Annotated in this window: 22 protein-coding genes and 1 pseudogene; 7 read left to right on the top strand and 16 right to left on the bottom strand. The window is 58.4% G+C overall.

Features of this window, described 5'->3' with window-relative positions; all coding sequences use genetic code 11:
- Positions 1 to 150: 150 nt before the first annotated feature.
- The 6 genes from OC605_RS20050 to OC605_RS20025 form a co-directional block, all read right to left on the bottom strand.
- Positions 151 to 633, bottom strand: a complete 483-nt coding sequence (locus OC605_RS20050; RefSeq protein WP_262139037.1) for a hypothetical protein — start codon at positions 631 to 633, stop codon at positions 151 to 153.
- Positions 634 to 885: 252 nt separating this feature from the next.
- Positions 886 to 1,677, bottom strand: coding sequence for a DUF2063 domain-containing protein (locus OC605_RS20045; RefSeq protein WP_262139036.1), 792 nt, complete (start codon positions 1,675 to 1,677; stop codon positions 886 to 888).
- The gene (locus tag OC605_RS20040; RefSeq protein ID WP_262139035.1) at positions 1,670 to 2,554 is read right to left on the bottom strand and encodes a DUF692 domain-containing protein; all 885 of its coding nucleotides are present in this window, start codon (positions 2,552 to 2,554) and stop codon (positions 1,670 to 1,672) included. Before OC605_RS20040 ends, OC605_RS20045 begins: the two co-directional genes overlap by 8 nt.
- Positions 2,555 to 2,666: 112 nt before the next feature.
- Positions 2,667 to 3,086: an organic hydroperoxide resistance protein gene (locus OC605_RS20035; RefSeq protein ID WP_262139034.1), complete on the bottom strand. Its 420-nt coding sequence runs from the start codon at positions 3,084 to 3,086 to the stop codon at positions 2,667 to 2,669.
- Positions 3,087 to 3,145: 59 nt separating this feature from the next.
- Positions 3,146 to 3,661: a DoxX family protein gene (locus OC605_RS20030; RefSeq protein WP_186569661.1), complete on the bottom strand. Its 516-nt coding sequence runs from the start codon at positions 3,659 to 3,661 to the stop codon at positions 3,146 to 3,148.
- A 378-nt stretch (positions 3,662 to 4,039) separates the two neighbouring features.
- Positions 4,040 to 5,101 (bottom strand): SDR family oxidoreductase, encoded by a 1,062-nt coding sequence (locus OC605_RS20025; RefSeq protein WP_262139033.1) that lies wholly within the window; start codon positions 5,099 to 5,101, stop codon positions 4,040 to 4,042.
- Between the two features lie 104 nt (positions 5,102 to 5,205).
- Here OC605_RS20025 and OC605_RS20020 point away from each other — a divergent pair, with 104 nt between their 5' ends.
- A complete protein-coding gene (locus OC605_RS20020; RefSeq protein WP_186569663.1) occupies positions 5,206 to 5,850 on the top strand; it encodes a dTMP kinase in 645 nt (214 codons plus the stop codon).
- 142 nt (positions 5,851 to 5,992) lie between these two features.
- Here OC605_RS20020 and OC605_RS20015 read toward each other — a convergent pair whose 3' ends face one another.
- From OC605_RS20015 to OC605_RS19975, 9 genes and pseudogenes are all read right to left on the bottom strand, one after another.
- Positions 5,993 to 6,460, bottom strand: a complete 468-nt coding sequence (locus OC605_RS20015) for a metallophosphoesterase family protein (protein WP_186569664.1) — start codon at positions 6,458 to 6,460, stop codon at positions 5,993 to 5,995.
- Between the two features lie 79 nt (positions 6,461 to 6,539).
- Complete coding sequence (locus OC605_RS20010) at positions 6,540 to 6,839, bottom strand: MafI family immunity protein (protein WP_262139032.1); 300 nt, start codon at positions 6,837 to 6,839, stop codon at positions 6,540 to 6,542.
- Between the two features lie 118 nt (positions 6,840 to 6,957).
- Positions 6,958 to 7,419, bottom strand: coding sequence for a hypothetical protein (locus OC605_RS20005; RefSeq protein WP_262139031.1), 462 nt, complete (start codon positions 7,417 to 7,419; stop codon positions 6,958 to 6,960).
- A gap of 25 nt (positions 7,420 to 7,444) precedes the next feature.
- Positions 7,445 to 7,837: pseudogene (locus tag OC605_RS20000) on the bottom strand (DNA polymerase V subunit UmuC); the annotation flags it as partial.
- A gap of 293 nt (positions 7,838 to 8,130) precedes the next feature.
- Positions 8,131 to 8,310, bottom strand: coding sequence for a hypothetical protein (locus tag OC605_RS19995; RefSeq protein WP_125927040.1), 180 nt, complete (start codon positions 8,308 to 8,310; stop codon positions 8,131 to 8,133).
- A 254-nt stretch (positions 8,311 to 8,564) separates the two neighbouring features.
- Positions 8,565 to 10,967 carry a TonB-dependent receptor gene (locus OC605_RS19990; protein ID WP_262139030.1) on the bottom strand — a complete coding sequence of 801 codons (2,403 nt, stop codon included), beginning with the start codon at positions 10,965 to 10,967 and terminating at the stop codon, positions 8,565 to 8,567.
- 67 nt (positions 10,968 to 11,034) lie between these two features.
- Entirely contained in the window at positions 11,035 to 11,985 is a 951-nt protein-coding gene (locus OC605_RS19985) for a FecR domain-containing protein (RefSeq protein ID WP_110600590.1), read from the bottom strand.
- A complete protein-coding gene (locus tag OC605_RS19980; RefSeq protein ID WP_110600592.1) occupies positions 11,985 to 12,494 on the bottom strand; it encodes a sigma-70 family RNA polymerase sigma factor in 510 nt (169 codons plus the stop codon). The genes OC605_RS19985 and OC605_RS19980 overlap by 1 nt, the downstream gene beginning before the upstream one ends.
- An 81-nt stretch (positions 12,495 to 12,575) precedes the next feature.
- Complete coding sequence (locus OC605_RS19975) at positions 12,576 to 13,472, bottom strand: helix-turn-helix domain-containing protein (protein WP_024012961.1); 897 nt, start codon at positions 13,470 to 13,472, stop codon at positions 12,576 to 12,578.
- Between the two features lie 162 nt (positions 13,473 to 13,634).
- Here OC605_RS19975 and OC605_RS19970 point away from each other — a divergent pair, with 162 nt between their 5' ends.
- The 5 genes from OC605_RS19970 (at position 13,635) to OC605_RS19950 (ending at position 20,036) form a co-directional block, all read left to right on the top strand.
- Positions 13,635 to 14,993, top strand: a complete 1,359-nt coding sequence (locus OC605_RS19970) for a glutamine synthetase family protein (RefSeq protein ID WP_016774729.1) — start codon at positions 13,635 to 13,637, stop codon at positions 14,991 to 14,993.
- 186 nt (positions 14,994 to 15,179) lie between these two features.
- On the top strand, positions 15,180 to 16,268 hold the full coding sequence (locus OC605_RS19965) for a polyamine ABC transporter substrate-binding protein (protein ID WP_130902550.1): 1,089 nt from the start codon (positions 15,180 to 15,182) through the stop codon (positions 16,266 to 16,268).
- Positions 16,265 to 17,566 (top strand): NAD(P)/FAD-dependent oxidoreductase, encoded by a 1,302-nt coding sequence (locus OC605_RS19960; protein ID WP_262139029.1) that lies wholly within the window; start codon positions 16,265 to 16,267, stop codon positions 17,564 to 17,566. The genes OC605_RS19965 and OC605_RS19960 overlap by 4 nt, the downstream gene beginning before the upstream one ends.
- Before the next feature lie 245 nt (positions 17,567 to 17,811).
- Positions 17,812 to 19,467, top strand: coding sequence for an intermembrane transport protein PqiB (locus OC605_RS19955; RefSeq protein WP_262139028.1), 1,656 nt, complete (start codon positions 17,812 to 17,814; stop codon positions 19,465 to 19,467).
- A gap of 17 nt (positions 19,468 to 19,484) precedes the next feature.
- Positions 19,485 to 20,036 (top strand): membrane integrity-associated transporter subunit PqiC, encoded by a 552-nt coding sequence (locus tag OC605_RS19950; RefSeq protein WP_262139027.1) that lies wholly within the window; start codon positions 19,485 to 19,487, stop codon positions 20,034 to 20,036.
- A 5-nt stretch (positions 20,037 to 20,041) separates the two neighbouring features.
- On the opposite strand, the gene xerC is transcribed toward OC605_RS19950, so the two are convergent.
- Positions 20,042 to 20,980, bottom strand: a complete 939-nt coding sequence (xerC, locus tag OC605_RS19945; RefSeq protein ID WP_186569674.1) for a tyrosine recombinase XerC — start codon at positions 20,978 to 20,980, stop codon at positions 20,042 to 20,044.
- Positions 20,981 to 21,222: 242 nt separating this feature from the next.
- On the opposite strand from xerC, the gene OC605_RS19940 reads away from it, so the two are divergent.
- Positions 21,223 to 22,602, top strand: coding sequence for a UDP-glucose dehydrogenase family protein (locus OC605_RS19940; RefSeq protein WP_262139026.1), 1,380 nt, complete (start codon positions 21,223 to 21,225; stop codon positions 22,600 to 22,602).
- Positions 22,603 to 22,820: the final 218 nt, after the last annotated feature.

Genomic DNA, 22,820 nt, shown 5'->3' with positions numbered 1-22,820 from the left:
ACTTTAGAGTGTTGCGTTCAGGGGATAAATCAGGGGCGGAGAACATCACTTATAACGCGATGTAATCAATACAACTGGGGGCTTTGCAGAAGGTAAATCGCCCTCCCTGGCTGCAGGCGCGGGGGAGGGCGAATGCTACGGCGGGAGGAATCAGTTTTGCGCTTTGCTCATGCGGGTAAATAGCTCGGTGGGTACTTTCTTGCCATTGGAAATGTACTGGTTGGTTCTGAACTTGTAGACCTCACCTTCCGAAAGAAAACCATCGTGGTTGGTGTCCATTGCTTTGAATTCTTCACCGCCCTGAGGCGCTACAGCCAGCAGTTCTTTAAGAGAGACGAGGCCATCATGGTCGGTGTCTGTGCGAGCGAAAGACTCGTCGCCACATTTGCCTTCACCGCACTTGCCTTCGGCAGTAGCGGACTTGTCGCTGGTTTCGCTGGCCCCGCATTTGCCTTCTCCACATTTGCCCTCGCCACATTTGCCTTCGCCGGTTTTATCGGCCGATGCCAGTTGGTAGCCTTGGGACAAAGGCTCAACAGCAAAAGCCGCAGACGATGCCAGGCTCATGCCACTGGCTAAAGCAATTGCGGCCAGGCCGAGACTGGTTTTGTTCGACATTGGTTTACGGTACATAGTGCTTCTCCAGATGCTTTGCGCGGCCAGGCCGCGGTTCATGCCACAGGGCGGATAGACCCTCAAGGAAGCTCGAGGCGAAGGGCGCAAGTGTCGTCCACTTCGATACAGCGTCCTTGTTCGGGTAGGCCTATTTAGCGGGAGTCATGTATCGGCGATGTATCGGCGAGCGGAGCATTTGTAAGCCAATCCCAAGACTTCGCGTTTGGGTACATAGAGATACAAAAACCGACCTCAGCCTTTGCTCGTCAGTCAGGACAACAGCTTTAACACGGGTGTCGCGGCTACGCCGACGGCAGCTTGCGCATGCAGCTGGCGCAGCAGCACCAGTGCGTCAGCGACGAAGCGGGTCACGTCTGAAGCACCAGCCTGCGCAGCCAACGCGTGCAACTGCGCTCGACCAGCCATGTCAGGGAACTGCTCGATCCGCTGCAACAAACGGAACGCGAGAGGGCTGACCTGGGAGAACTGCACTTGGCCACTCGGCACACGGCTGATCAGCAGCAACGTCGGTTGTTCTGGCGGTTCAGAAGGCAGGTGGCCTGGCCCGAGACGATGTACGGCCCAGGTGTAAGCCAGCGGCCAGACGAGCGGGGAAAGGCTGAGGGGACGGTCGAGTAAATGCGCCGCATCACTGGCCTTTAACGGCGCAGCGTCCAACTGTTGCAGCGCCATTTCCACCCACTCGTAATGGGCCAATTCAGGCAAGAACGGGTACCAGGGATGTTCGTGATCGGGCGAGTCTTCCAGGCTCGCTACGAAGTCTACAAACTCCCGAGCAATTTCTCCGAAACGTGGCGTTTGCGCGCGGTAGTCACGCAAAAAACGTCGTACCAGTGCACGCCAACCGTCATCACCCAGCACGGCAACCAGCACCGGAAACGTCCCACCCAGCAACCCCAACAGATTGTTCAACACCAGGTTGAGATAGACCTGCGCTCTCTCGGGATTCATCTGCGCAGGCGGCGCATAACTGTCCGGGTCACGCAGGTACCGGGTCAGCGCGAGCTGCTGACTGTGCAAACTTGAAGGGGAGTCAGCCATCGACGGTCACCCGCACCAAAGCATTGGCGTCGCGTTGCAAGCGCCTGATGGTGTTCAGCTCAGCCACCAGTTCGTCGTAGGACGGAAAGTTGAAATCGCGCTCCAGCAGGGTTGGCTTCACACCGAACAGGCCATAAGCCTGGCCCAGCAATGACCAGACTACCGGTTTGACCGACGCACCATGGGTGTCGATGATCAGGTCCTCAGCTTCGTCGTAATGGCCTGCCACATGCATGGCGACTACGCGTTCTGGTTCCAGGCCGGCGAGGAAAACCGCTGGATCGAAGCGGTGGTTTACCGAGTTGACGTACACATTGTTAACGTCGAGCAACAAGTCGCAATCGGCCTCGCGGAGCACTGCATTGGTGAACGTCAGTTCGTCCATGTCCTGATGAGCAGCGGCGTAGTAAGAGACGTTTTCTACAGCAAGACGACGACCGAGAATGTCCTGTGCACGGCGGATGCGCGCAGCAACGTGATGAACGGCCTCCTCAGTGAATGGCAACGGCAGCAGGTCGTATAAATGGCCATCGTCACTGCAGTAACTCAGGTGTTCGCTATAGAACGGCACGTTAAAGCGATCAAGAAACCCGCGGACTTGCTCAAGAAAAGATTCGTCCAGCGGCGCACTGCCACCCAGCGACAGTGAGAGGCCATGGCATGACAGCGGGTAGCGTTCAGCCAGCAACTGCAAGGCCTCACCATGAGCGCCACCGATGCCGATCCAGTTCTCTGGAGCAACCTCTAGAAAATCGAAATCACCGACTGGAGCGTCACGGAGCGTGTTAAGCAGCGCACGGCGCAATCCCAGCCCGACGGTCCCCTCAAGGGGGATCTGTGGATCTAAATGCGTTGGTGATGAAGTGTTCGTTTGCATGAGCTCAATATTCCAATTCGACGTCTGGAACCCCGGATCCACAGCACCTCCACGGTTACCGCTGGCAGCCGGGGGGTGTGAATCGGGTGATTGAAACCCGCCACGGTTCTTCTCAAACGAGGTTGATCACCACGTTGATGTTGTTCCGCGTCGCTTTGGAGTACGGGCATGTCTGGTGTGCGGCATCGATCAGGTCTTGAGCGACGTTGCGATCCAGCCCGGGAAGGGAGACGTTGAGGCGAGCCTGGAGGAAATAAGCGCCATCGGTTGTGCCTAGATCGACTTCGGCGTCGACCGCAAGGTCAACCGGGAGGGTGACTTTCAGCTTGCTCGCAGCTAGTCCCATTGCACCGATAAAACAAGCCGACCAACCCGCGGCGAACAACTGCTCTGGGTTGGTACCGGCGCCAGAGGTGCCTGGCGACGACAGCTTTATATCCAGTCGGCCGTCGTCACTGAGGGCGGTGCCATTACGACCACCCGAGGAGGTATGGACTTTGCCGGTGTACAGCACTTTATCAATATGGGTCATGATGAAACTCCTGATTACTAGTGGGGTTGAGAGCGATAACCTTGGTGACGCGATAACACTCAGCGCGCATTCAAACGCTTGAGATACCGACCGATGCATGCATCCAGGCTCAGCTTGCCGGCGCCTGTGAATACCAGTGGCAGAAGTGCGACGAGATAGATCAACGGCAGCTTGAAATTGCCGTAGCCTTTGTTGCTGATGGAGTACCCCATAGCCAGTTCGCTCAACGTCGACCACTCTGCTGGCCAGTGAACTGCGGCAGTTGCCACGACGGTGACCACTATGAGGATCAGTGCCGAAAGACGTGTTCCCAGGCCTACAAGCAAAGCAATGGAACAGAGCAGTTCTGCCCACATGGATAACTGCCAATTGAACGTAGCCGGCAGCTGATTGAAGGGAAAAGGAAAGGCCCCTTGAATGCTCGGGAACCAGTTCTCACCGTTCCACTTTTCCCATCCCGCTTCAAAAAATTCCCAGGCCAGAAAAACGCGCAGGCTTAAAGGGGCGATCCAGTCCCCAGCGCGATCGAGATTAAGTTGCAGCCGATTCAAGACCGATGACGCGTTTGTTCGCATTGGTTTAATCCTCCGACTCGTCGTCAAGAAAGTGGAAGCCGTTCAGGTGCTCCCAATGACAGGTGTCAGGCACAGGAGCACTGCGCTGGCCGTGAGCGCAGTTCATCGTGCTGGTGTATCTCGCTTGTGTCTTGAGGGGTGGGAAGATCAATGTTGTGTAACGTGTTTGCGTCCGTACACACTTGGATACAGAGCGATACCTGTCGAAGGCGCTATTTTGGAGTTGGGATATACGATCGGCTGCGTTCTGCCGGTAGCTGGCGGGAGGATTTCGCAGGGCGAATGAACGTCGCAGATAAGCGGAGGGGCGAGGGCGTGGAAAGTACTGTTGAATGAGGGGGGCACGCCAGGTGCCCCACCTTATCTTTCTGGAAACGCCTAAGGTATCAAGCGCATCTCCCGCAGCCTGTCGAACACGTCAAAAAATGCCTGATCGCTCGCTTGGTAGGCAGTGAAGCCCATCAGGCGGCTTTTCGACATGTCCGTGACCACTTCGATAGGGCGACCGAGATCTGCATCGGTATGCCATGGGGAAATCAGGCGACCGATATCGGATTCTTTCAAATCGTGTTCGGCGACTATTTGCGTCCATACGGCTTGATCGTCAGCCATCTGCTTCTCTAGAGGCGAGGGTGACGCGGGATAGTCAGCAGCAGGCAGGTCGAAGTATTCGGCAATTCGGCTCCACATCCATTTCCAGCGGAATACATCGCCATTGGTGATATTGAATGCCTGATTTGCGGCAGCCGGCGTGGTGGCCGCCCACAGTTGCTGTTTCGCCAACTGCCGCGCATCGGTCATGTCGGTGAGGCTGTCCCACTGCACCCTGGATCCGGGAAACACAAAAGGGCGATTGGTGTGTTTGCAAATCGAGGCATAGACGGCGAGGGTGGTCGCCATGTTCATCGCATTGCCCACGGCCACCCCAGTGACGGTATGCGGGCGATGAACGCTCCAAGTGAAACCGTCCTTTTCCGCAGCGGCGAAGAGTTCGTCTTCCTGAGCGTAATAGAAATTCTCGACATCCAGACGACCCTGTTCTTCGCGAAACGGTGTCTGCGGCAAGCTGCCTTTACCATAGGCTTCGAACGGGCCGAGGTAGTGTTTCAGGCCGGTAACCAGTGCTACGTGTTTGACGCTTTTCGCTGGGCGAATGGCGGCGAGGACGTTGCGCACCATGGCCGCATTGACGCGAATGTTCTCGGCCTCCGTGGCTTGCCGCGACCATGTCGTAATGAACACATGAGTGGGTTTCACATCCCTCAGCGCCTGTTCCAGAGAAGCAGGATCCTGAAGGTCTGCCGCCACAGGAATCACGCCGTGCGCTTGCGATGGATGTCTCGACAGCGCAGCGACTTGCCACTGGTTGTCGATGAGTAACTGGGTGATGGCGCTGCCGACGATGCCGCTGGCGCCCACGACTAGAGCTGTCTGGGTCATAGGTTTCTCCTGGATTTGAATTTGGGAGTCCTGCTAAGCAACAGAGGTTCAACCTGAAAATCCGTTAGAGTGCGCGCTACTCCCCGTTAAAGCCTGTGAGAAAAATGACTCGTCCGCTGTTTGTCGCTCTGGATGGCCCCAAAGGCGTCGGCAAAACCTCGCTGTTGGAGGCCATCACTGAAGTCCTGAGGGCAGACAACCAGAAAGTCATCCGACTCTGCGAGAAAAAAAGCGACCCTTTCAGGGGCGAGACAATGCACTTGGTGAACCGGCTCGTCCGCCATCCTGACAGGGATCTGGAACTGGACGTTTGCCAACGCCTGGCTGATAGCCGCCGCTGGATTTCCCAGCACGTGCTGACCAAACAACCCGCCGACAGCATCATCCTCATCGATCGCTGGTACCCGTCCGATGCCGCGTTTCGCCGGATAGTCCCGTTTGCTGAAATCCTGCAATTGAACATTGACCGCAACGTACAGGTGCCAGACCTGCATGTCGGGGTGGTTACAGCGGCGGAGATTTCGTGGGAGAGGGCAGGTTCACGCCGGCGCGGCTTGAGCAGTACTGTACTTCGCGGTCTGGAGGAGCATGTCGCTTGTACTGAGGCGTTTGAGGTGGCCGCTGCCGATCAGGGTTGGTTTATTTGCCGCAATGAGGGAACGATCGAGGAGGCGACGGGGCGGGTGGCAGGGGAGATTAATCGGGTGATTAGACGCCTCCATGTCGGAAGTGTCAGTCCGCCCTGCTGAGCGGCGCGGATCGGATCTAAACCCGCTGTCCTGTCACTTGATCGCACGCTCAACGGCGTTGAGGATCGGTTCGCCGCGAGATAGGTCGGGCTTGGTAGGAGGTGGCGCTTCCTGGTTCTGGATCGCAGTAACCGTAGCGATTTCAGGCGGGGGGATCCAGCAGGGAAATCAGGCGCGGCTCGATACTGTCGGGTTGTATCTCGAGAATTGCCAGCGTGACCGGCAATTTGAAACGCCGAGGGCCGGCGCTACCAGGGTTCACGTATAGACGATCGCCGCGCCATTCTATGCGCGGTTTGTGGGAATGGCCGGTGATGATGAGCTTTATGTCTGGATCTAAATCGGCGGGGACGTCGGCGATGTCGTGGATAAGGAGAGTGTGCCAGCCGTTGAGAGTGCAGGTCAGAAAGTCGGGGAGGTCTTTGGCCCATGGGCTGCTGAGATCATTGTTGCCGCGCACGGCATGGACGGGAGCAATTTCGGACAATTGGGCGAGAATGTCCGGGTTGCCGATGTCGCCGGCGTGGATGATCAGGTCACAGCCTTGGAGCGCGCTGATGGCTTCGGAGCGGAGGAGGTTGTGAGTGTCGGATATTAGGGCGGTTTTCATGGGCCAATTCTCCGTGGAAGTTTCGGGTGGGAGTGACTGTTTTCGACTCAAAGCTGATCTTCAGATGGGTAAATTTTTTTCATCTCGTGAATGGCATCTTCAAGGACTTTGCGATCCGAGCTAAAATTTTTATGCATTTTTCAGAAACAACGAGCGGTGGTTCGTTAATCATGTAAAGCAAGTGTTCGAACGCTACTCCAGCCTCGTTGTGATCGACATAATCCAGAACTATTTCAACACCATTCTCTAAACCTGCCTGAGCTAATGCATGGTCTTCCGGTAAAGGGCCAAGCTGGTCGTATGCAATGGACATCAGCGTCGAAATCTCCTCAAGTGCCTCAACGAAATCGGCCCTCAAGTCGTTGTTAAGGTGGCTCATAACAAACATCCCTTCGATTATGTTGACCTGCGTTCCGTTCCCGTCTTGTCGATTGTTGCCAAAGACCTGATCTTTGCGCACGCGCTTGGGAAGCCAAGGTCGACCGTCCGCTATGGGGTCAAGCTTTACCCATTTCCTCGTACGAAGCATCGACGAATGTGATGTGCTCATCCCAAGCAGCTTCAGCTAGATCCTGGATAATTTCAGCGAGCGTCTCAACATCCGCCTCCTGAGCTTCGATGCAGGCCAAGCGTCCGGGCGACCAGTCGATGACGGAACACTGTGGATACTTCCTTAGCAGTGCGGACAGCACTTCCTGAGGAGGCTCTTTGTGGATATACATGAAGTCAAAGTACGGGGCACTGGCATTCTGAAGCGGGTACACCAGAGCCCATGCATTTGATTGGCCGGGAAAGCAAATTCGGACATTACGGTGCGCCCATTCCGGCCCACTGTGTTGGATGTGGCGAAGTACTTCGATGATCGAATGACAATCGGCTATTCGGTTCATGCGATCAGGGTCAAACGTCCAGCTAGGCCCAGGCTGGGTTGCTGAATTACTGGTCTGAGGTGCACTCATTCTTGGTTTTCTCTTCATCGCATTACCTTAAGCCCGATCGGAAGAGGCGATTGACCACTTCGGTCGCAGCCTTCGTCATCAGCCGGGCGTCGTTGGTCGGGTACGGCAATTCCACTAAGCCGCCATTCGCATATTTCGCTTCCTCGGGATTGAACATGCCGGTGCGAATGGTGACGCGGATTTTCTTGCATAGCGAGTTTTGCGCTCGGAGTTTCTCTGCTGCGTGCTGGGTGTAGGTGGCGACGGCTTCTTCACGAGCAGTCTTCTCGATCACCACGCTGAATTTCTGGCGAAGCATCCATGGATCGGCTTTCGCCAAGTCCATGGCGGTCTTGATGCCCATTGTTTCCAGATGAGCCTTCATGCGCTTGCCAATGCCCAAGACTTCGCCGACATCGGTGTTGCGCAGCGTCCAGTCGTAGCGATTGCCGCATTAGGAGTGGTGGATCTGGCATCTAAAGCCTGAGGCCATTCACATCCAACATTTAACATAATATACATTACACGTAACAAGATGTTACGGGCTTCGCATGGTTGTCGTGATTGCCACGCGTAATCGAAATCCACTGCCACGATAAATATTGCCAAACCTCTACCTCCGGTATTGCCGCAGATTTCCCCTTTCGATCATTCAACTGAAAAAAATCCCGCTACTTACCGTAACGGGATTTCTGAGCTGGTTGAAACGCTTTGTCTACACTTCTGGAAAATTTACTCGTCACTCACCGGGTTTATAGGCTCGGTCGTTTGCACATTAATAATCTTCGTAACAACACGCTGATCCGCCGGTTCGTGGATTAAATCCTTTCGGCGTGCCAGTTGCGCGGGTGTTAATTGTTTCAATTGCTCTGGAGTCAGGTTCAAGAGCTGGTCATCGCTGAACGTTGTCATGGCGTTTGCTCCTTGGAGAGAATGTGCTCATTACGCAGCGACTATCCTTTGCGCCTCAGAGCAATTTTAAAACTGTAAGAAATAACAGTTTTTTAGGCCCGTTTGCGTTATTGCTCATAACGAAAAGCCATGTTGAGTTGGGCTGAGTCATTACCTCGGCCGCTATCGCGACCAATTTTTGTTAGCTCAACTAAACGGCCATTTAGTGTAGTTAACGTATTTTCGAAGACAATCGACGCACTTACCCTGCTCCATTAGAAGTCTATCGTCGCCGACATCAGATACGTTCGCGGCGTAGAAAGCGTCAACCCCGGCTCACTATCATCCGATGCACCGGCCGAACTCCAATAGCGTTTATCCAACACGTTTTCGACATTGGCGCGCAAGGTAATGGTCTTCTCGTCCAGCTTGAAAGCATAGCGTGTACCTACGTCGAACCGCTCCCAGGAGTCGATTTCCTTGTCGTTCGCCTGATCCAGATACTGCGAACTCGAGTAAATACCACGGCTGGTCAAAGTCAGCCCCGGCACGCTCGGCACGTCCCACTCCGCACCAAGGTTGACGTTGTATTTCGGTGTCGCCGGTGCGCGGTTGCCGTCGAATGTGCCGTTGGTGGTGTGGGTCAGTTCGCTGTCGATGTACATCACCCCGCCGAGCAACCGGAAGCCTTTGAGCGGTTCGCCGAACACGCTCAGTTCCACGCCGTTGTTCTCACGCTTGCCGTTCGGGCCGAAGACTCGCGTGGTCGCATTGGTTTCGTAGGCAGGCTGTTTGATGCGGAACACCGCTGCCGTCAGCGCGTATGAGCCCGCGTCGTACTTGGCGCCGACTTCAACCTGGCGGCTGATGAATGGCGGGAAGATTTCGTCTTCGTTGATAGATGTCGATGGCGCGATCTTGCCTTGGCTGAGGCCTTCCATGTAGTTGGCGTACAGCGAAAGTTTGTCCGTCGCCTTGAACAGAATCCCGCCCGATGGCGAGACTTTTTCCTCATCGTAAGCCGTGTCGCCCTTGATGCCGTCGCTCCAGTCATCGACTTTGACCCGCTGCCAGCGCGCGCCCAAAGTCAGCAACAGACGATCCTCGAAGAAGCCGAGCGTGTCGGACAGCGCCACGCCGCTGAAGCGATTTTCGGTGTAGACCTTGGCGTCATTGCGGGTCGGCGTGCCGGGTCTGGCGATTTCCACCGGGTCGTAGAGATTGCTGCGCCCGGCCGCGTAACGCGCGCCGCCGTTTTCGAAGTCCATATAAAAGTAATTGGCCGCCAGGTTCACTTCATGGCTGACCGGCCCAGTACTGAACCAGTTACGAACACCAGCGGTAGCCGTGCGAACGTTTTCGTCGCGAGTGAAATCTCGTGGCTGGACGCTGAAATCACCGGCATCGTTGGTCACCGAAACCGCGTGGCGCAAGAATTCGTGATTGCTTTTACGTGCGCCGACGCCGCCATACAGCATGACCGAATCGCTGACATCGAACTCACCGTTGACTGTGCCGAAGGTGTCTTTGGTACGCGCCTGGCTCCAGGGTTGCGCATAGTTGTCGCGCACATGATTGGCGTTCGGCACTTTGGCATTGGCGGCGACTTGCACGCGTTCCTGCGGTGCGTCGGTGTCGCGTTCGGTGTGGCCGATATCGGTGGAAAGTCGCAAGCGTTCACCACGGAAATCCAGACCAAGGACCGCCATGTCGCGATCGACACTCTGGTGATCCCATTCCGTATCTCCGGACTGTTTGACCCCGTTGAAGCGCAGACCGAATTGGTTTTCGTCACCAAAACGCCGTCCGATATCCACCGCGCCGCCGACTTGGTTGTTCGAGGCGTAATTGGCTGTCAGCGAGGTGATCGGCTTGTCGGTCGCGCGTTTCGGTACGACGTTGATCCCCCCTCCTACACTGCCCCGTGGCGAAATCCCGTTGATCAATTGGCTCGGACCTTTGAGGATGTCGACGCGATCAGCCATTTCCATATCAATGGTGTACGTCGGCAAGATTCCGTAGAGGCCGTTGTAGGCAACATCACTGTTGAACAGGCTGAAACCACGGATGGTGAATTGTTCATAGCGGCCACCGGCCGGGTTGGTGGCGCGTACCGAAGGGTCGCTGCCGATCAAGTCGCCGAGGGTGCGCGCCTGTTGGTTTTTCACCGTTTCGCTGGTGTAGGTGGTCATGCTGAACGGGGTTTCCATGAAATCCCTGGAGCCCAACAGCCCTTGCGAGCCGCGCCGTGCAACCTGACCGCCAGCAAACACGTCGGCATCCGCTGAACCGCTCGCGCCGAGAATCGATGTCGGTGCCAGTTGCAAGGTGCTGTCTTGCGCTGCGGGCACCAGCGTATAAGCCTGATCACCGACCGGTTGCAGCTGCAAACCGGAACCCAGCAACAACCGGCTGAACCCCTCCTCTACACCGAACTCGCCGGACAAACCATTGCTGTTGCGGCCGCTGACCAGCGCCGGATCCACCGAAAGATTGACTCCAGCGAGACCGGCGAAGCGCGTCAGCGCTGTACTCAGACTACCGGCCGGCACCTGATAACTGCGGCGGCTGCCATCGTCGGCCCAGCTCGATTGCATCAATAAGGGGCTGGCACTCAGGCTCAGCAAAAGGCTCAACTGCAACAACGGACGCAAACGACCTGGAAATACTGCGGGCATTGGAAGAAGCTCTCGATTTTGTTCACTTGCCTGGAATGACCAGCGAGGCGAAAAAAAGGGACAGGCTTCAGCCAGTTTTTTCTGCGCGCGGTACCAGTGACACCCAAAATCGCGTTCGCGTGTGCACGTCGACGGGCAAACTGGCTGCCAGCAGTGCCAGCACTTGATCGGTATCGTCGAGGCGGAAACTGCCGGTGATGCGCAGCGATTCCAGCGCCGGATCCCAGCGCAGCACGCCCGAGCGGTAGCGACTCAGCTCGCGAAGGAAATCACCCAGCGGCTGGTTTTGCGCCATCAGCACACCGTCGCGCCAACCGGGCATCAACGCATCGAATGCCGTCACCGCTCCCGCGCCCGAAGCTTGCAGGCTGACTTGCTGGCCCTGCTGCAATACCAGCGCCGGGCCGTGCAGCGGCTGCAATTGCACCGAACCGCGCAGCACGCAGACCTGGCAATCGCGCGCATTGAGGCGCACCGAGATGTCGCTGTGATTGACGATCATCCGCCCATAAGGCGCGTTGACGATAAAGGCTGAATCGCCCGCCACGTTGAGCGCCATCTCGCCACGAATCATTGTCAGCTGACGTGCAGGCAGATCGACATTCACCGCGCTGTCGGTGTTGAGTTGCAATGAAGAATCCTGGGCCAACTGCACTTTGCGCCGCTCGCCAGTGCTGGTGTGCAAATCGGCGCGCCAGGCCTCCAGCGGCAGCTCCCGACTGATCAACCACGCCGCCGGCACCAGCGCCGCCACGCCCAAGGCACGCTTGAGTGCCGCGCGCCGCGCCGGATCAGGCCGATCCAGGGTGGCCATGGCCAGTGTCGGCGGCAAACCTGCGAAACGCTGGCGAAGCTGCTGGATTTTCTGCCAAGCGTTCTCGTGGCGACTGTCACTGGCGCGCCAATGCTGCAATCGGGCGTGATCTTCATCACTGGCGCCGCCGGATTCGAGCAGTGCCAGCCATTGCGCTGCGGCCCGTGCCACTTGCCGTGTTTCCTCGCTCGGGGTAACGCGCATTACAGCTCCGCCAGCAGGCAATGCTCGTAAGCCTGGGCCATGTAGCGTTTCACCGTGCGCTCGGAAACCTGCAAGCGCTCGGCGATCTCGCGGTAGCCGAGGCCCTCGAGTTGACTCCAAAGAAATGCCCGACGCACCGCACGCGGCAAGCCATCGAGCAATTCATCCAGCGCCTGCAAGGTTTCCAGCAGCAACCAGCGCTGCTCCGGCGACGGTGCGCACGCTTCCGGCAATTGCGCCAAGGCGTCGAGGTAGGCTTTTTCCAGATGGCGCCGCGTGTAGAAATTGCTCAGCAGGCGTTTGCCGACGGTGAGCAAATACGCGCGCGGCTCGCGCAACTCGGCCAGTGGCGGCGCGTTGCACAGGACGCGCAGAAAGGTGTCCTGACTGAGGTCCGCCGCATCCCACGCATTGCCCATGCGCCGGCGCAGCCAGGTTTCCAGCCAGCCGCGGTGCTCGCGATACAACTGCTGCAGGCTCTGCTCCGACGGTGACGTAGCTTCAATCATCTCAAGAGACCCTGCGCGAAGGTAGATTCAAATGAGACTGATTCTATTTAACTTCTCGAAGGACACAAAGCCTTTTTCTGCTCAGCGCTTGAGCGTTTCGCTCGGCAGCTCCTTGAAAAGCGCGCGGTAACTGCTGGAAAAGCGTCCCAGATGCCAGAACGACCAGCGCATCGCCACTTCGGCAACGGTGGTTTCCGTGGGCTTGCGCTTGAGCAATTCACGGTGCGCACTGTTCAGCCGCCGCAGGCGTAACCAGTGACTCGGGGTCATTCCGGTGTAGGCCTTGAAAGCCTGTTGCAACTGGCGCAACGGTACGCCGGCAACGTGAGAAAGTTCGAGCAGATTGACCGTGTCTTCCGGCGAATCAGCCGCCCACTCCCCTACTCTTTTGATGATTTGGCGTTCGTTGTTGCGCCGCTGCAATCCGCTGCGATCAAGGCTGGTGTGAGCGTTATCAAGGATGAACAGGCAGTCCTCAAGCAACTGTTGAGTCAGGCGATCTTTATCAAGTGGATCAGCAGCTTGCGCCAACTTCGTGAGAATCGAGCTTAACCAGCCGCTGAACAAAGCGTTCTGTCCGCAGTTAAGTGGCGCCATGAACAACCCTTCGAGTTTCGCCACTTGCAAACCGTGCTCGCGGACGAAATCCGGACCAAATACCACGGCGATTTCCCGGTAGTTCTCCGGGGTGATCCAGATGTTGCGGCTCTCTTCGTTGAGCAGGTACAGCGCGTTGTCGCTGCGATCAAAGCAGAAAGCCAGAGCCCCGGATGGCGCACTGAAATTCTGCTCGACCCGAGTGTTCATCTGTTCTTCGTAAACCTCGACGCCCTGCAGATCGAGATAGCGAATCTGCCCGGCGAAATGTCCCGGCGACATCTGCTGGTAATGCTGGACCCAGCCCGGTGTGGCGCGGATTTGCTCGGCCACGTCGGCGGTATTGAACGCTTGTACCTGGAGCGGATTGCACGTTGTCATGGGGTGACCTTGCGCACTCTTTTGGTGCGCTTTGGTGCTGCTGAAAGTGGATAGATGGAATCGCAAGCCGCGCCCAAGATAGTCGCCAACGCGCCACAGGGGAAGGGGCGGAAGATGAAACCCGCCCTCCCCGGCGTCTACAAAACCAATAACGAGGTCTTTATGAACGCCCCTTTCGATCAGCTGTTCACCTGGCTGAAAGATCACAAGATTACCGAAGTCGAATGCGTGGTCAGCGACCTGACCGGCATCGCCCGCGGCAAGATTGCACCGACCAACAAGTTCCTGCATGAGCGCGGCATGCGCCTGCCGGAAAGCGTGCTGCTGCAAACGGTAACCGGGGATTTTGTCGACGACGACATCTACTACGACCTGCTCGATCCGGCCGACATCGACATGGTCTGCAAACCGGTTTCCGACGCCGTCTACGTTATTCCGTGGGCGATAGAGCCGACCGCCATCGTCATCCATGACACCTTCGACAAGTTCGGCAACCCGATCGAACTGTCGCCGCGCAACGTACTGAAGAAAGTTCTGCAGCTCTACACCGACAAGGGCTGGAAGCCGATTGTCGCGCCGGAAATGGAGTTCTACCTGACCCAGCGCTGTGAAGATCCGGACCTGCCGCTCAAAGCACCGCTTGGCCGTTCGGGCCGTGCGGAAAGCGGTCGCCAGTCGTTCTCGATCGATGCCGCCAACGAATTCGATCCGTTGTTCGAAGACGTTTACGACTGGTGCGAACTGCAAGGCCTGGACCTCGACACGCTGATCCACGAAGACGGCCCGGCGCAGATGGAAATCAACTTCCGTCATGGCGATGCGCTGGATCTGGCCGACCAGATCACCGTGTTCAAGCGCACCCTGCGCGAGGCGGCGCTCAAGCACAACGTCACCGCGACGTTCATGGCCAAGCCGATCGGCGACGAGCCTGGCAGCGCCATGCACCTGCACCAGAGCGTGGTCGAGATCGCGACGGGTCAGCCGATTTTCGCCGATGCCGAGGGCAACATGAGCGAGCTGTTCCGTCATCACATCGGTGGCTTGCAGAAATACATCCCGAAAGTCCTGCCGATGTTCGCGCCGAACGTCAATTCGTTCCGCCGCTTCCTGCCGGACACCTCGGCACCGGTCAACGTCGAATGGGGTGAAGAGAACCGCACGGTGGGCCTGCGTGTGCCGACATCGGGGCCGGAATCGATGCGCGTGGAGAACCGCTTGCCCGGCGCCGACGCCAACCCGTACCTGGCGATTGCCGCAAGCCTGCTGTGCGGCTACATCGGCATGGTCGAGAAGATCGAGCCGAGCGCGGCGGTCGAAGGCCGGGCCTACGAACGGCGCAATCTACGCCTGCCCATCACCATCGAAGAAGCCCTGACGCAGATGGAAGAGTGCCCGAAGGTCGCAGAGTACCTGGGCAGCAAATTCGTCCGCGGCTACGTCGCGGTCAAACGCGCCGAGCACGAAAACTTCAAGCGCGTGATCAGCTCGTGGGAGCGTGAGTTCCTGCTGCTGAGCGTCTGACGGCGCCTCGTCCCTGTGGGAGCGAGCCTGCTCGCGAAGACGGCCGCACAGTTGATCGTTCCCACGCTCCCGCGTGGGAACGCATCCCGGGACGCTCTGCGTCCCATCCAAAGCCGAACGCGGAGCGTCCGTTGCGGCATTCCCACGCAGAGCGTGGGAACGATCATTACAAGAAGAGGTGTCGATATGCGTCTATTGAAATCCGTACTCCCGGTCGCACTGAGCGTGCTGTTCAGTGCCGTAGCCCACGCCGAGCCCCAAGTCAGCGTCTACAACTGGACCGACTACATTGGCGAAACCACCCTCGCCGACTTCCAGAGCAAGACCGGGATCAAGGTGATCTACGACGTCTTCGACTCCAACGAAACCCTTGAAGGCAAACTCCTCGCCGGTCGGACCGGATACGACGTGGTAGTGCCGTCCAACCACTTCCTCGCCCGCCAGGTAAAGGCCGGGGCGTTCATGAAGCTCGATCGTTCACAGTTACCAAACTGGAAGAACTTGGACCCGAAACTGCTTGAATTACTTGAGAAAAATGATCCCGGCAATGCGCACTCGGTGCCTTACCTGTGGGGCACCAACGGCATCGGTTACAACGTCGACAAGGTCAAGCAAGTGCTCGGCATCGACCACATCGACTCCTGGGCCGTGCTGTTCGAACCCGAAAATCTGAAGAAGCTCAGCCAGTGCGGCGTGTCGATGATGGACTCCGCCGACGAAGTCTTCCCGGCCATCCTCAACTACATGGGCATGGACCCGCGCAGTGAAAACCCTGAAGACTACAAAAAGGCCGAAGCCAAGCTCCTGAGCATCCGCCCGTACATCACCTATTTCCATTCTTCCAAGTACGTGTCGGACCTGGCCAATGGTGACATCTGCGTCGCGTTCGGTTACTCCGGCGATGTGTTCCAGGCAGCCAACCGCGCCAAGGAAGCCAAGAACGGTGTGAATATCGCTTACGCCATCCCCAAGGAAGGCGCCAACCTGTGGTTCGATCTGCTGGCGATCCCAGCCGATGCGAGCAACGCCAAAGAGGCGCACGCCTTCATCAATTACCTGCTCGATCCGCAGGTGATCGCCAAGGTCAGCGCCACCGTCGGCTACGCCAATCCGAATCCGGCGGCCAAGCCGTTCATGGATGAGGCACTGGTCAACAACCCTGAGGTTTACCCGCCGCAGTCGGTGCTCGACAAACTCTACATTTCCTCGACCCCGCCCCAGGCGATCATGCGTCTGATGACCCGGTCGTGGAGCAAAGTGAAGTCGAACAAATGAATCAGCACAGCGCACAACACACCGGCTCTTATTACGCCGCTTCTGCGCGGGCGAGCACGCCCTACCCAGCGCTGGATGGTGATTTGCTTGCCGACGTCTGCGTAATCGGTGGCGGCTTCACTGGCGTCAATACCGCGATTGAGCTGGCCCAGCGCGGTTTGTCGGTGGTGTTGCTTGAGGCGCGACGTATCGGCTGGGGCGCCAGCGGGCGCAATGGCGGTCAGCTGATTCGCGGTATCGGCCATGAAGTCGAGGGGTTCGCTCGCTACGTCGGCCAGGACGGCGTGCGCTATCTGCAGCGCGCCGGCATCGATTCGGTAAAGATGGTGCGCCAGCGCATCACTGAAAACGCCATCGACTGTGATCTGCGCTGGGGCTTTTGCGAACTGGCCAACACCGCCGCGCAATTCGCCGCGTTCAAGCAGGAACAGGACAGCCTCGGCGAACTCGACTATACCCACGCAACCAGGCTGGTCGGGCCGGAGCAGATCCGGCAGCAAGTGGTCGACGCTGGTGTGTACGCCGGCGGATTGATCGACATGGGTTCGGGGCACTTGCATCCGCTGGATCTGGTCCAGGGCGAAGCGCGTCTCGCGGCATCGCTGGGCGTGCGTATCTTTGAGCAGAGTCCGGTGCTGGAAATCCTCCATGGCCCGACTGTCGAGGTCCGTTGCGCCACGGGTTCAGTGCGCGCCGGCAGCCTGGTGCTCGGCTGCAACGCGCATCTGGATGACCTCGAGCCGAAACTCAGCGGCAAAGTGCTGCCCGCCGGCAGTTACATCATCGCCACCGAGCCGTTGGACGAAAGACGCGCCGCCCAGTTGATTCCGCAGAACCTGGCGCTGTGCGATCAAAAAGTCGGACTGGACTATTACCGACTCTCGGCTGATCGACGATTGCTGTTTGGCGGCGCTTGTCATTATTCCGGCCGCGATCCGGCGGACATCGCCGCCTATATGCGCCCGAAAATGCTCAAGATATTCCCGCAACTGACCGATGTGCGCATCGACTACCAATGGGACGGCAAGATCGGCATTACCGCCAACCGTTTTCCTCAGGTTGGCCGGCTCAAGCAGCACCCGAACGTGTTTTACGCGCAGGGTTATTCCGGTCATGGCCTCAACGTCACCCATTGGTGCGCGAAGTTGTTGGGCGAAGCCATTCATGCCGGGCACAGCCAGGGCATGGACGTGTTCAGCGGTGTGCCGCACATGACCTTCCCCGGTGGCCCGGCCTTGCGTTCGCCGCTGCTGGCGCTGGGTATGTTCTGGTATCGCGTGCGCGAAATGCTCGGCTGAGCCCGCCACGACTCTGGCCCCTGTAGGAGCTGCCGAAGGCTGCGATCTTGGGACGCAGAGCGTCCCGGGCTGCATTCCCACGCAGAGCATGGGAACGATCAGGTCGCAGCGTTCGGCAGCTCCTTGCACCGCAATCGCGTCCCACGCCAGCTATACACATTTGCTCTATCGCCAAGCACTTCTATATTGATGGAGTGCTTTTGCGTTCCCGACGCTCAGGGCCCGATAAATTGAGGAGGACATGGATGAAGTCGTCAGCCAGCGATGAGCCGCGAGCACCCGGTCAGGCGCCGATCAAAACCCGCCGTTTCGCGATTTCACTGGTATGGATCGTGCCGATTGTGGCGGTGCTGGTCGGCATTTCGCTGGTGATTCACAACATCCTTCAGGAAGGCCCGGTCATCACCGTCACCTTCAAGACCGGCGATGGCCTGACCGCAAACAAGACCGAAGTCCGGTACCGCAACGTAGTCATCGGCCATGTCTCCGACGTCGAACTGGCCAACGACCATAGACACGTCAACGCCACGATCAAACTGGCCAAGCAAGCTGAAGCCTTCACCCGCGAGGATTCGCAATTCTGGGTCGTACGTCCGCGTATCGGCGCTGGCGGTGTATCGGGCATCGATACGCTGCTGTCGGGCGACTATATCGGCGCCGACATTGGTCAGGCCAATACCCGCTCAAAAAACTTCAAGGGTCTGGAGAACCCGCCGCCGATCACCTACGGCGAACCGGGCAAACGCTTTACGTTGCACACCGCGGACCTTGGCTCGCTGGACATCGGCTCCCCCGTTTATTACCGCAAGATTCCGGTTGGCCAGGTCGTGTCGTACGCGCTGGACCCGGACGGCAAAGGCGTCAATATCGAAGTATTCGTGCATTCGCCCAACGATGCCTACGTCACCGAAAACACCCGCTTCTGGAACGCCAGTGGCATCGATATCAATGTAGGCGCCAACGGCTTCGCGGTGAAAACCGAATCGCTGTCGACCCTGCTGGTTGGCGGCATCGCTTTCCGCGCCCCGGACTATAGCCCCGACGATAAGCCGGCCAGCGACGACAAGAGTTTCGAGCTGTTCGCCAACCAGACCGCCGCCCTCGCCCCGCCCGACGGCAAGGCGCAATATCTGGCGCTGCGGTTTGATCAGGCCTTGCGCGGCCTCAAGGTGGATGCGCCCGTAGAGTTTCTCGGTATCGAAATCGGCCGGGTGGTGGCGGTCAATCTCGACTTCGACGAGGTCAAGCGCACCTTTCCGGTGAACGTCGGCATCGTCATTTATCCGCAGCGACTCGGCCGTGCCCACGCGAAGATTCTCAAGACCTACCATGGCGACGAAAACGATGAGGCCACCGGCGCGCGCCTGATCGGCACGTTCATCGAAAATGGCCTGCGCGCCCAGGCGCGCAATGGCAACCTGCTCACTGGTCAGTTGTATATCTCGCTGGATTTCTATCCCAAAGCGCCGAAAGTCGCGTTCGACCCCAAGGCACGGCCGGTCACCATTCCGACCGTTCCCGGCAGCCTCGAACAATTGCAGGAAAAACTCGAGGCGATGGTCAACAAGATCAACGCATTGCCGGTTGAACGCATCGCCAGCAACCTCGACGGCAATCTGGTCGAGCTGCGCAAGGGCCTGAAGCAGTTCAACGCCAGGACTTTGCCGGGCGTACAGAGCACCCTCGCCGATGTCAGCAAGACGTTGCAGTCCGCCAATGCGACTCTCGCCGAGGACTCACCGCAACGTGAGCAACTCACCGAGACCCTCGACGAGCTCGGGCGCATGTCGCGCTCGTTGCGAGAGCTGTCGGATTACCTCGGTCGCCACCCTGAGTCGCTGATTCGCGGACGCCCCGACAACGCCGCGCCGCTGGACCTCAAAGGACCGCCACGCAATTGAGCACAGGAGCTGCATCCATGGCTTTACCGTTGAAGATCACCGTGCTCGCTGCCTTCTTGCTGCTGACTGCGTGCCGTAGCGACCCGATCAGCTTTCACACACTGACCCCGGCGCACCCGGGTGCCAGCCGCAACGGCGCCGACATTGCCATCGAAAGCATCAGCGTGCCGCCACAGGTCGATCGCGCGCAGATTGTGATTCGCCAGGGCAACAGCGGCGTGGCGATTCTGGAAACCGATTGGTGGAGCGCCACTCTTGCCGATGAGTTGCGCGGCGCGCTGATCGATCAATTGAGCAGCGGTGTCGGCCAGCAGCGCGCCTCGGTCCGTATCGACGTGCAGCGCTTCGATTCGATTCCCGGCCAGTACGCCTTGATCGACGTGAAATGGCGAGTGCGCCCGCTGGGTGCGGCGGACGCGGCGCTACTGACCTGTCGCTCGGTGTTGCAGACGCCTTCAGGGCCAAGCATCGAAGAGCTGGTGACTGCGCAACAGAACAACGTCAAACGGCTTGCTGCACAAATCACTCAGGCTGCGACGGCCGCGCGCAATTGCCCTTCATCGGGCTAAACGCGTCACAAATCGAAGCGATCCACCGCCCGCCGCCGCTCGTTGTCATCGCGCACATCGTAGTTGGCGGTTGTCTGGATATTGCTGTGATGCGCGAGTTTCTGCGCGATCGACAGGTCGTGCTCTTCGATCACCCGGGTGATGAATGAACGCCGAAAATCGTGGGGCATGATTTTCACCCCGACCTGCGTACCGCGCTGGCGGGCGATGTAGTAAATCGCGTGTTTGGTGATGCGCTCGCGGGTGATGTGGCTGCCCCGGCGAATGCGATTGAACAGAAAAGCATCGTCGCTCTCGCCTTCCTTGAGCTGTGAACGACGCAGTTCCAGCCAGGCGTCGAGCTTGGCAAAGGCCCAGGCCGGCGCGTACTTGATCAGCTGTTTGTTGCCCTTGCCGGTGACGGTCAGGCTGCGTTCGTTGAAGTCGACTTGACTCAGATCCAGATCCACCGATTCCGACTTGCGCATGCCGGTGCCATACAGCAACGCTATCACCGCCGCATCACGCAAGCCCTGCGGGCGCGGGTCGGCAGCGCAGACTTCCATCAGTTCGTGAATCAGCGTGCGCTTGAGGTTGCGCCCCTGGGACAGCCGTGTGCCGGCTATGCCCTTGACCGAACGCATCTTCAACAGGTGATCCTGGCTGATCAGGCTCATGCGCCACGCCTCGTTCATCACCCCGCGCACGGCGTTGACGTAAAGCGACGAGGTGTTCGGTGCATAACCGTCGGCACGCAAAGCGGCGACCAGCGCCACCACGTCTTCCGGTTGCAGACCGTGCCAGGGGATTTCTTCGATATCGACGTCCTCGAAACCGAGGCGGTCAGCGGCATCTTGCAGCACATAGCGCATGGTCAACTGGCTGGAAGGTGCCAGTCGCGCCAGGTAAACGGTCAGCGGATTGCTGGTGGACGGTGCAGGTTGGGTACTCGACAAATCACTCAAACGAAACGGCCTTGAAATAAAAAACGATTCAACAAAAACAATAAATGCATGAAATGAAACGCAAAAAACGGCGTGACTCAAAGACGGGGGTTGCCGCGAAAGGCCGACAACCTGCCGTTCGAGGCGGTAAAAGTCAATCGGGCATTCCCCGAACGGTCTGTTTGCGGCTTTATCTGCACGGTAGGCGAACTGAAACATCGCGCTCTTATGTTCAATGCAGGGACTGCGAACAGGAGTGCGGCATGAAGATCACGGTGTTTGGCAGTGGTTATGTCGGTCTGGTGCAAGCGGCGGTGCTGGCCGAGGTCGGTCACGACGTTGTGTGCATGGATGTCGACGCGCAGAAAATCGAGCAGTTACGCCAGGGTCACGTCAGTATTTTCGAGCCGGGACTGGCCAGCCTGGTGCGTGAGGGCCTGGACTCGCAGCGCCTGCAGTTCACCACTGATGAGCGGTTTGCGGTGTTGCATGGGCGGGTGGCGTTCATCGCGGTGGGCACGCCGTCACGCGAGGACGGTTCGGCGGACCTGCGCTACGTGCTGTCGGTCGGCGACGCGATTGCCCGGCATCGCCAGCAGCCGTTGATCGTCGTGGAAAAGTCCACGGTGCCGGTGGGCACGGGCGACGCTTTGCGCAGCCACATCGAAAAAGCCCTGATCAAGATTGGCCGCCTGCTGCAGTTCGATATTGTCTCCAACCCGGAATTTCTCAAGGAAGGTTCAGCGGTGGCCGATTGCCGGCGCCCCGATCGCATCGTCATCGGTTGCGAAGGCGCTGAAGTGCGCGATGTGATGCGCGATCTGTACGCGCCATTCAACCGCAACCATGACCGCATCATGTTCATGGACCTGCGCAGCGCCGAGCTGACCAAATACGCCGCCAACTGCATGCTCGCGACCAAGATCAGCTTCATCAACCAGATCGCCGAACTCGCCGAGCACCTCGGCGCGGACATCGAATCAGTGCGCCAGGGCATCGGTGCCGATACGCGAATTGGCTATCACTTTATCTATCCGGGGTGCGGCTACGGCGGTTCGTGTTTTCCCAAGGACATGCGCGCGTTGATTCACAGTGCCGAACAGGCGCATTGCTCCAGTGATCTGCTGCAAGCGGTAGAAGCGATCAACCAGCGCCAGAAGCACAAGCTGTTCGAGCGCATCAACGCGTTCTACCGGGGCGATTTGCGCGGCAAGGCCTTTGCCCTATGGGGCCTGGCGTTCAAGCCCAACACCGACGACATGCGCGACGCGCCGAGCCGGGTTCTGCTCGAAGATTTATGGGCTGCCGGGGCCAGCGTGCGCGCGTTTGATCCGGAAGCCATGGTGGAAACCCAGAATCTCTATCCAAACGAATCAAAACTGATGCTGATGGGCACGCCGGAATCGGTACTGGCCGGCGCCGATGCGCTGATCATCTGCACCGAATGGCAACAGTTCAAGGCCCCGGATTTCGAGCTGATCAAACAGCGCCTCAACAGCCCGGTCATCTTCGACGGCCGCAACCTGTACGACGCCGGGCGCCTGGCGCGCAATGGTTTCCAGTATTTCCCGATGGGGCGCGGTGAATCGTGCAAGTTGCCGATCACATTGCGGCACAGGCCGGCGGAGTCGGATGTGGCTTGAACTGGCCCGCTGGTGGCCAGTGATGGCAGTGGACTGCACACAGACCCTGTGGGAGCTGGCTTGCCAGCGATGGCGGAGTATCAGTTGACTCAAATGTTGCCTGACCCCCCGCGATCGCTGGCAAGCCCGCTCCCACAGGGGTTGTGCGCATGGAGCGATGGAGCTTGACCGGTGGCGGCTGCCCAGAGAGGATGGCGTTCGCCCAGGCTTCCCGAATA

Source organism: Pseudomonas sp. Marseille-Q5117 (assembly GCF_946901175.1).
Classification (GTDB): domain Bacteria; phylum Pseudomonadota; class Gammaproteobacteria; order Pseudomonadales; family Pseudomonadaceae; genus Aquipseudomonas; species Aquipseudomonas iranensis.
Note: the sequence above shows the minus strand (reverse complement) of the source record. Positions and strands in the feature narration are given on the sequence as shown.

Bases quoted from the DNA above. Each gene is read 5' to 3' on its own strand.
- OC605_RS20050 (WP_262139037.1), bottom strand. From the start codon at position 633: ATGTACCGTAAACCAATGTCGAACAAAACCAGTCTCGGCCTGGCCGCA.
- OC605_RS20045 (WP_262139036.1), bottom strand. From the start codon at position 1,677: ATGGCTGACTCCCCTTCAAGTTTGCACAGTCAGCAGCTCGCGCTGACC.
- OC605_RS20040 (WP_262139035.1), bottom strand. From the start codon at position 2,554: ATGCAAACGAACACTTCATCACCAACGCATTTAGATCCACAGATCCCC.
- OC605_RS20035 (WP_262139034.1), bottom strand. From the start codon at position 3,086: ATGACCCATATTGATAAAGTGCTGTACACCGGCAAAGTCCATACCTCC.
- OC605_RS20030 (WP_186569661.1), bottom strand. From the start codon at position 3,661: ATGCGAACAAACGCGTCATCGGTCTTGAATCGGCTGCAACTTAATCTC.
- OC605_RS20025 (WP_262139033.1), bottom strand. From the start codon at position 5,101: ATGACCCAGACAGCTCTAGTCGTGGGCGCCAGCGGCATCGTCGGCAGC.
- OC605_RS20020 (WP_186569663.1), top strand. From the start codon at position 5,206: ATGACTCGTCCGCTGTTTGTCGCTCTGGATGGCCCCAAAGGCGTCGGC.
- OC605_RS20015 (WP_186569664.1), bottom strand. From the start codon at position 6,460: ATGAAAACCGCCCTAATATCCGACACTCACAACCTCCTCCGCTCCGAA.
- OC605_RS20010 (WP_262139032.1), bottom strand. From the start codon at position 6,839: ATGAGCCACCTTAACAACGACTTGAGGGCCGATTTCGTTGAGGCACTT.
- OC605_RS20005 (WP_262139031.1), bottom strand. From the start codon at position 7,419: ATGAGTGCACCTCAGACCAGTAATTCAGCAACCCAGCCTGGGCCTAGC.
- OC605_RS19995 (WP_125927040.1), bottom strand. From the start codon at position 8,310: ATGACAACGTTCAGCGATGACCAGCTCTTGAACCTGACTCCAGAGCAA.
- OC605_RS19990 (WP_262139030.1), bottom strand. From the start codon at position 10,967: ATGCCCGCAGTATTTCCAGGTCGTTTGCGTCCGTTGTTGCAGTTGAGC.
- OC605_RS19985 (WP_110600590.1), bottom strand. From the start codon at position 11,985: ATGCGCGTTACCCCGAGCGAGGAAACACGGCAAGTGGCACGGGCCGCA.
- OC605_RS19980 (WP_110600592.1), bottom strand. From the start codon at position 12,494: ATGATTGAAGCTACGTCACCGTCGGAGCAGAGCCTGCAGCAGTTGTAT.
- OC605_RS19975 (WP_024012961.1), bottom strand. From the start codon at position 13,472: ATGACAACGTGCAATCCGCTCCAGGTACAAGCGTTCAATACCGCCGAC.
- OC605_RS19970 (WP_016774729.1), top strand. From the start codon at position 13,635: ATGAACGCCCCTTTCGATCAGCTGTTCACCTGGCTGAAAGATCACAAG.
- OC605_RS19965 (WP_130902550.1), top strand. From the start codon at position 15,180: ATGCGTCTATTGAAATCCGTACTCCCGGTCGCACTGAGCGTGCTGTTC.
- OC605_RS19960 (WP_262139029.1), top strand. From the start codon at position 16,265: ATGAATCAGCACAGCGCACAACACACCGGCTCTTATTACGCCGCTTCT.
- OC605_RS19955 (WP_262139028.1), top strand. From the start codon at position 17,812: ATGAAGTCGTCAGCCAGCGATGAGCCGCGAGCACCCGGTCAGGCGCCG.
- OC605_RS19950 (WP_262139027.1), top strand. From the start codon at position 19,485: ATGGCTTTACCGTTGAAGATCACCGTGCTCGCTGCCTTCTTGCTGCTG.
- OC605_RS19940 (WP_262139026.1), top strand. From the start codon at position 21,223: ATGAAGATCACGGTGTTTGGCAGTGGTTATGTCGGTCTGGTGCAAGCG.